Below are 7,267 nucleotides of genomic sequence, written 5' to 3'. Positions count from 1 at the left end.
GGGAAGTGTGTTCACATGGGTCAATTCTCAGTGACAATTTATGGGGCTACCGGGTCAGTTCTCAGTGACAATCAACAAACCTTCGTATCTGCTCCAAGCGGGTAAACTGTTCCGGCTTGATCGACTATCCCGCAAACTTTGTAGCTATCAACGAGCTTATCCAGCTCGGCTTGTAATTTTTCTCTAAAATCCATTTTTTCCTCACCAATTTCAGGCAGCGTAGCCTCCTCATGTAACCGGGTCCAGCCCGGCATTTTTAAGACTGCCCTGCCGGAACTATTTCCTAAAAAATAGCGAGGCAGAAAAAATGGCACAAAGAAATCAAAGACAATTTCAACAGGCATGGGCGTTGGCTTGGCTTCAGCACAAGGACGAACACGCCCGCGATCTGCTGATAAATTCATGCATGGGAATGGTGCGACGTAGAGCATCCAAAATGCTCTGGTCGGGACTTACCTTCAAAGAGCTCGAAGCTGAGGGCATAGCAGCCTTGTATGAGGCCGCAGACACATACAAACCGGGCAGCTGCCTGTTCAGCACTCACGCATATGCGAAAATAATTCAGCCCATGTTGAAGCTCGCACAGTCTGCCGGCAATCCCTACAGCATTCCGATGAGCCGACCGGAACGAAAGCTTCAGTACAAACTGAAAAACGCGATCTGGAAATATGAGTCTGCTGGCGAGACTCCCGGCCGGGCATTCGATCTTGCGTGTGAAGAACTCGGGCTTAGCCACGAAAGAGCGGCTGATTCACTGGCAACACGAGCCGCGATCAGCATTCAATCCTCTTATTCCGTTGACGATGAGCACTGCATTCAAATCAAATCGAATGAGGATTATATCGAGAATAGGATTGACGATGAGCGTGTCCAAACCGTGATCCGGGAGGTCTTTGCCGGCTTAAGCGAGCAAGAAAAGCACATTCTACTATCTCGAATGTTATCCGAAAACCCTCCCTCTCTTGATGATCTTGCAGCACACTATGCTGTTCCAAGAAGCCGAATAATGAGGATTCGAGATGAAGCTCTGCGGCATGTTAGATTTGAATTGAAGCGGCGTAGGTTGGAATTATCTGATTTAATTTCAATGGGTTGATTATTTAGATGACAAATAAATAAAAAAATGTCGTTTTTTAGTTGTGAGATGATGATTGCAGACCCATATCTATTCCAGAGGCAGAGAACAAAACAGAAACAAGCCCAAGCCTCTGGGGTAGAAACAGGAAGAGTATCATGAGCAGCTATCAAATCGACGACTACAACCTCGCAAGCTACGGCGACTTTTATCACATCGGCGATGGTAAATACGAGTGTAGAGATACTGGCTTTATTGGCACATACGCACAGATTGTCGGCACCAAGTCAGCATCAAAGGCTCCGAGACCAGCACCGGCGTCGGCTGCAAAAAAGGCGGCAGCCGATGCGGCTCGCACCGACGTGAAGAAAATGGGCGATTACCGCGCTATGACGTCAGGAACTCCGAAGCAGAAAGCGTGGGCAGAAACGATCCGCAGAGACATTTTAGTAAAGATGCCGTCAGATGTTCGCGGGCATTTTGTTCACATCAAATCTGCGAAATTTTGGATCGACAATAGAGAAGAAGATGTTGATTTCTGGATGTCGAAAGCAGAAGTGCCGACGAAAAAATCCCCCAAAAAGAGAGTGCCGGCTGTGAAGGGTGTTGCCCGCCGCTCCAAATCAATCATCAACAAACATCCGAAGTTGAAAAGCAATAAGCAGCGCGCGCCGCAATGGACGCAACCCGGTTTTGAAGCTCAAGCCTCCGCATTCGAGCATCTCGACGGTCAGGTTCTTGAAGATTTTCTTGTCGAGATGATGACTGTTCACTGCTTCCGGCAAGGGGCCGACCTGCACGCGGGGCGCGCTGCAATCAGAGCGCGCTTCAATATCGCTGACGAAGCGATGCTTTGAGAAATTGTAAGCACGGGCCGGGGTTAGCGCCCCGGCCTTCACTTCACATCCTGAAAAGGAAAGACAGACATGACAAAATCAAAAACCAACAAATTCGACGCATTCACTACTGAGCAGCTTTTTCGTGTTATGAACTTCGCACGACGTGAAGAGATACCTCTTGAAAATTTGTGGGCTGAGATGCGCATAACAGAAGAGCAGCGCAAGCGGATGAACTACGTCAATGATCTCATCAAAGCTATTATTGAAGAGATCACATTTCGCAACAATCCTGAGGAGTTTGGTCAGTATCTCGATGCGCTTTATGAAGAAATTGATGAACTTGAGATGGCACTTGATCAAGACAGATTTGAAGATGGCGATGAAGAGGCGATGATCGAAAGACTTCATATTCTCAACGAAGAAGCCGATGAACTCTGCGACAGATTGATCAAAAATGAAAGGCGGGCGGCATGAACTTCAAAGTCAAATTCTCACCACGACTTCTTGAGCGTGCGAAGAGATCGAGTGTCGCTGTTGTCAATAAGGCGCTGAATATGAAGTATCGGGATTTGAAGCCACTTCTCGTGTGTTCTGATCCGCATACTGTCGGCATCTCGATCAGTTTGAAATACAGCGACACCGGCTCCTTTGAATCTGTATCAGCCGACATTGCCGACCCCGAAGTTGTCAGGCGAGATATGAACTACCCCACAATTTATCTCGATGCCGATCCGGATATGGAAGCTCAAAAAGTCCTCGCAACAATCTACTGCGATCATATCAAGACGGTCTTCAAGCGTCGGCACGGTAATCGACCTCTATATGTCATGTCAGACGATGAATTGATGTCAATGTCGGACAAGTGGATTATTGACGCGGACGAAGCAACCTTTGAGTGGGGTAAGGCCAAATCCGATGATGTGCTTGTAAATCACGTTCTCGCGGAGTTCGCGCTGGCTGAGCTTGATGCGCGAAGAATTGAAAGTAATCATGCCTTTCTTACGCGCCTGGGTGAAATGAAGGAGAGCGCGCAATGACACTTTCAGCGCATCGTCGTATGCAGTTATTCAAGACTGTGAACAAGGGCCCGGTATCTGTCGGCCAACTCGATGGCGCCGTCCTTCTTCGCTATGACGGACTGCTCGTAAATGTCTCGAAAAGACGGATGAGAGTGTCGTGTCCATTTGACCGGGATGAAGCTTTGTATCTTGAGAGCCTGGGCGTATTACGGCGCGCTCAGGAGGCCATTGACACTGATGAGGGGGCCTATGACCCGCGGGTGCGTATGATGCAGCGTAAAGTCGCATTTCAGGCGCAGGTGATCGACTTTAGGCAGCGACTGCGAGACGCTGTTCGATCTGCTGAATAGCATCGTCTGGGCTGCGGGCGACGATATAGATACCGCCTCTGGTTTCGATGTGCTTTTGAAACTTGATCTGGTCTGGTCTTTGGCGCCCGGTCTTAGTCTTGACTTCAATCCCGATCCATCGCCCGTCCAGACAACCGGATATGTCCGGTTCACCCTTTAGCCCGATCATGACACGGCTCAAGCGTTTTAGCACTGCCAGAGGGTTTTGACCGGATGCGATAGCCTTGATCGCTTTGGCAATCTCTGCGGCTGGTATGTATTGGCCCACATCCCTTGTAATGAACAAACCCCGCCCGTGATACTCTTTACTCAACCGAACATGAATGAGCTTCTGGATATCCCTCTCTTTCATAGCGACGCCTCGATCATAGCGATCATGTCGACCGCATTGTCCTCATTGACCGGGAAATTCACTTTGAAGCCATTTGCGAGCAGGTCAGCGTGAATGGCGCGGGCATCATCGGCCCGCCCGGCTGCAAAATCCTTCTTCATCCGGCTCTCGAGGACATGACGCGCTGAATGTTTTGCTGAATGTCTGTTTTTCGTGCCGGGGCGGCGCAGGATCTCTTCTGTGAGGGCTTTGAGGGTCTTTGCCTGACCTTGTGCCTGACGCGCCGCCAGACCCGCCTGGCGGCGTTTTTCTTCGATCTCCTCGGCCTCCATCGCCCGGAGTTGCACAGCCTCCTTTTTGGAGATGCGGAGATCTTGCCCATTGTCTTCGCCGCATTCGGGGCAGACGCATCCAGCGCCCTCCCACACGAACCAGCATTCATCGCATCGACGGACGGAAAGCCGAACGCCGTCCTCTGTCACCTCTGCGTCACTGGCCTCGCCGCCATTTCTCCAATCCCTGATTTCAGTAAGTGTGCCGCAGCGCATGGTGTTGCCGACATGGTCATAGACATACCCCGCGATCTTGCCCTCAGCAGTCCTCGCTGGCCGCCCGAGGATCTGAACCCACAGGTGCGGAGAGGAGGTAGCTCGCAGAACGATGATCGCGTGCAAGCTCGGTAAATCGAAGCCGGCGCTGACGCGGTCTACGACAATGAGTGGCCCGCCATCGGCTACCCATTTCAGCTTTTCTGCATCATCTTTGTCGCCGCCGAGAAAGACCTTGGTCTCAATGCCAGCCTCTTCGAACTCATCATGAACCGACCAAGCGTGTTTCTTGTTTTGGCAAAAAATGAGGGTTGGGCGACTGACACAGTTTTCTCGGTATGACTCGATAGCGTCGCCGCAGATGTCCTTCGCTTCAATCTCCGCAATAACATCTTCGTCGACATAGTCGCCATTTCTCGTACGAGCTTTGCGCAAGTCGAGCCTGTCCGGGCAAATGTATTTGAGCGGGCTTAGGAACCCGTGATCGGTTAGCCAACACGCTCCATGACCTTCGACACGATACGGTGCCAGCTCGAACAATGCCGCAGTTGGCGTCCCGGTGAAGAAGATTGTGAGCGCGTCCGGGCTGTGATCAATGACGCGTCCATACTGCGCCCCTGCCCCACCCATATGAGCTTCATCAACGAGGATAATGTCAAAGGTTTCGAGAGCGTTTCTCTTCTGTCGAGCGTCAGCCGTTTGCACCGTCATGACTGAAATATTGGGATGACCTTGCGCCCGATCTCGGAGCTGATCGACTACGGCCGTGCGATTACTTAGAACCAGAACCTTCTTGTCAATATTGGCATAACTATGCGCCAAGATTTGAATGACAACTGACTTACCGTAGCCGCAACTTGCTTCAAAAATGATCTTCTTCGCGCCGGATTTGATGCCGACACGCAGTAGCCCGAAGTCTTTGTTTTGATGAGGATGTGGTGTCGGTAGCATAACCGAGATATCGGTCCCCGGTTATGCTTTCGCGCTTTATAGTTCGCGCCCTTTGTTCTTCTTGCGTTCCGGCAAAACGCTACCGGCAAGTTCAAAAGCCTTCACAAGAAGTGGATGCTTTGTAAGCCCGGATTTTGTCGCAGCATCGTAAAGAGCGTCCCTAACATCTGCGAGTTTGCTTGCGAACTTTGCCATCGCGGTCTCTCTCTTTGAGACCTCTTTCTCTCGGTCTGCCAGCTCGCCTTCACGCTCTTTCAAAGCAGTCTCACGAGCCTCCAGTTCTCTCGCCTTCCGACGTCTCTCATCGGCGGCCTTGATGTCATCTTCAGCTCTTTTGCGACGCGCCTTCTCATCGAGTTTTGCGCGCTCTATAGCAGCATCGGTGGCGGCCTTCGCGATCGCCTCATCAGGCTTTTTGAGGATCTGATCGACCGTGCCGTAATCTCTTTCAAGCTCTGCCAAAAGTTGCTTTTTTGCGCGCCGAGTTGAGTGTTCATTGCGTCGTGCCGGTTCAAGTGCGCCGATCAGCTCAAGCACATCGAAGGCGATTTCACGGCGCTCATCGTTCGGCTTCATGCCTGACTTTGACCGCCCCATTTCAACTGCATCGACGCGATTTTTCAGCACCCACATTGCTTGTGCGTTTTTCGACCCATTGGGCAGTTGTTCGGCCTCTCCGGTCATGCCATCGAGACTGGCTTCTTTTATAAGGTCATCAACCATTTTGCGAGCTTGCCGACACTTTGCAGCCCGAGGCTCACCCCTCACAATGTTCATGTCTTTGTGTTCTTCGCGCGCGAAAAATGCGCCGATTGCGTCTTGCGCAACTTCGTATCCAGTGCGTTTTCTGCGACCTTTCTGATCAAGCTCATTTCTGAAGAAACGATGCTCTGAGGCTTTCCAATTGTAGCGGCCGGCGGGGAAGCCTTTTGACACTCTTTCTTCTTGATGCGCGAGAAATGAGTGAATGTGAAAGCCTTCTTCGTCTCTATGTGAAAATGACCCGACATGGGCCTCTCCGTGCTCTTCATTTTGCCATTCGATGACGGCTTTCTCGAACCGATCCTCTTTGCGAATATCGATGCGGAGTTCAGTGCCATTTGCACCAAGTTGTTCGCGAATATGCTCAACCGGGCAGTCATCATCGGCAAGAAAATATTCGTGATGAACAGTCAAAATTGCCTGACGCCATGGCTGCGCTTTCGCGTCCCAGGGCCTCTTGTGTCCCGCAGCTTTCACGGCCTTTGCGCGCCCCGGATGTTTGTCGTGAATGTGCCCTAATGCTTGCGAGTTCATGTTGTGTTCAGCCATCTCTTCAGTCTGTCGGAACAGATCTTCGAGGGCGGCAACAGAGCCATGCGGAACTGTGTTCAAATGCACCCGCGAAGCATCGACATGGCGTAGTTTTTTACGCGTCGCAGGGTCCAGATGGCTGATGAGTTTTCGCAGGTCGGCAGGTCCGCAACGCTCGAACCGAAGCACAACCGGGAACTTTCCGAGGGCACGCATTTTTCTGTTGTAGTCTGACATAAGTGTTCTCCCTTATTTGACAGGGAGTTGGCGCCTGTGGTCTGTTTTCGCTCCTATTCTCTGGATTCTTTTTAAGTGGATTCCGGGAGTTCCAAACTCACTACGAAAGTCCCGGCGCTACGCACCAGTTCTTTCGAGTTCGCGAGGGTTTGGTGGCGCCGCCCCCATCCCTTCGATCCCAAATCCCCTGATCTGCCGATAGCGTAAAGGGAGCCTCCGACCTCCCCTTACAACCCCATGGCCTGGAGCCGCTCGCCGCTTTTCCTGGACCTTTCAGGCATCTCCGATGGGGCTTCCTGCCGGCCGGGAGGTGAGGCTCTGCCGACACCCCCTGGACCCCTCTCCGCCATGGGAAGAGAGCGTGCGCTTCTCCTCCCCTGGACCCCTCCAAGGCACCCTGCCGGGGGCTTTCCTGATCAATCTGCGAGAGTGATAGCGTGGCTGTTCCGGTCGGAACAGTTTACAAATTTCAGGCTGTTCCCGTCGGAACAGTTTTGCAAATGTACTTCTCTGTTCCGACCGGAACAATTTGCAAATCGGTGTTTTCTGTTCCGGTCGGAACAGAACCTCTCACACTCTATTTTCCGGAACCATTTCGCGCGCCACTAAATAAATCGCCGCATC

General features: G+C 51.6%; 8 protein-coding genes. 4 read left to right on the top strand and 4 right to left on the bottom strand.

Translation table 11 applies throughout. The features are described 5' to 3' along the window. Window positions 1-71 precede the first annotated feature (71 nt). Entirely contained in the window at window positions 72-344 is a 273-nt protein-coding gene (locus ACGYLA_RS06350) for a hypothetical protein (protein ID WP_394431172.1), read from the bottom strand. A 5-nt stretch (window positions 345-349) separates the two neighbouring features. Between ACGYLA_RS06350 and ACGYLA_RS06345 the strand changes: the two genes are divergently transcribed. From ACGYLA_RS06345 to ACGYLA_RS06330, 4 genes are all read left to right on the top strand, one after another. Further along, window positions 350-1,096, top strand: a complete 747-nt coding sequence (locus ACGYLA_RS06345; RefSeq protein WP_394431170.1) for a sigma-70 family RNA polymerase sigma factor — start codon at window positions 350-352, stop codon at window positions 1,094-1,096. Window positions 1,097-1,233: 137 nt separating this feature from the next. After that, window positions 1,234-1,932 carry a hypothetical protein gene (locus ACGYLA_RS06340; RefSeq protein ID WP_394431168.1) on the top strand — a complete coding sequence of 233 codons (699 nt, stop codon included), beginning with the start codon at window positions 1,234-1,236 and terminating at the stop codon, window positions 1,930-1,932. 69 nt (window positions 1,933-2,001) lie between these two features. Beyond that, on the top strand, window positions 2,002-2,388 hold the full coding sequence (locus ACGYLA_RS06335) for a hypothetical protein (protein ID WP_394431166.1): 387 nt from the start codon (window positions 2,002-2,004) through the stop codon (window positions 2,386-2,388). Continuing rightward, window positions 2,385-2,951, top strand: a complete 567-nt coding sequence (locus ACGYLA_RS06330; protein WP_394431164.1) for a hypothetical protein — start codon at window positions 2,385-2,387, stop codon at window positions 2,949-2,951. The genes ACGYLA_RS06335 and ACGYLA_RS06330 overlap by 4 nt, the downstream gene beginning before the upstream one ends. Window positions 2,952-3,242: 291 nt before the next feature. Here ACGYLA_RS06330 and ACGYLA_RS06325 read toward each other — a convergent pair whose 3' ends face one another. From ACGYLA_RS06325 to ACGYLA_RS06315, 3 genes are read right to left on the bottom strand one after another with little or no spacing between them, the layout of a single operon-like run. Next, window positions 3,243-3,635, bottom strand: a complete 393-nt coding sequence (locus ACGYLA_RS06325; RefSeq protein WP_394431162.1) for a hypothetical protein — start codon at window positions 3,633-3,635, stop codon at window positions 3,243-3,245. After that, window positions 3,632-5,113 carry a DEAD/DEAH box helicase gene (locus tag ACGYLA_RS06320; RefSeq protein ID WP_394431160.1) on the bottom strand — a complete coding sequence of 494 codons (1,482 nt, stop codon included), beginning with the start codon at window positions 5,111-5,113 and terminating at the stop codon, window positions 3,632-3,634. The genes ACGYLA_RS06325 and ACGYLA_RS06320 overlap by 4 nt, the downstream gene beginning before the upstream one ends. 36 nt (window positions 5,114-5,149) lie before the next feature. Next, a complete protein-coding gene (locus ACGYLA_RS06315; RefSeq protein WP_394431157.1) occupies window positions 5,150-6,643 on the bottom strand; it encodes a hypothetical protein in 1,494 nt (497 codons plus the stop codon). Window positions 6,644-7,267 lie beyond the last annotated feature (624 nt).

Origin of the sequence: Sulfitobacter sp. 1A13679 (genome assembly GCF_043557115.1) — a bacterium.
Taxonomy (GTDB): Bacteria; Pseudomonadota; Alphaproteobacteria; order Rhodobacterales; family Rhodobacteraceae; genus Sulfitobacter; species Sulfitobacter faviae.
This window is presented reverse-complemented; position numbering and strand designations above follow the sequence as displayed.

Excerpts from the sequence above, each read along its gene's own strand:
- ACGYLA_RS06335 (WP_394431166.1), top strand. The coding sequence starts at position 2,002 with ATGACAAAATCAAAAACCAACAAATTCGACGCATTCACTACTGAGCAG.
- ACGYLA_RS06350 (WP_394431172.1), bottom strand. The coding sequence starts at position 344 with ATGCCTGTTGAAATTGTCTTTGATTTCTTTGTGCCATTTTTTCTGCCT.
- ACGYLA_RS06330 (WP_394431164.1), top strand. The coding sequence starts at position 2,385 with ATGAACTTCAAAGTCAAATTCTCACCACGACTTCTTGAGCGTGCGAAG.
- ACGYLA_RS06325 (WP_394431162.1), bottom strand. The coding sequence starts at position 3,635 with ATGAAAGAGAGGGATATCCAGAAGCTCATTCATGTTCGGTTGAGTAAA.
- ACGYLA_RS06320 (WP_394431160.1), bottom strand. The coding sequence starts at position 5,113 with ATGCTACCGACACCACATCCTCATCAAAACAAAGACTTCGGGCTACTG.
- ACGYLA_RS06315 (WP_394431157.1), bottom strand. The coding sequence starts at position 6,643 with ATGTCAGACTACAACAGAAAAATGCGTGCCCTCGGAAAGTTCCCGGTT.
- ACGYLA_RS06340 (WP_394431168.1), top strand. The coding sequence starts at position 1,234 with ATGAGCAGCTATCAAATCGACGACTACAACCTCGCAAGCTACGGCGAC.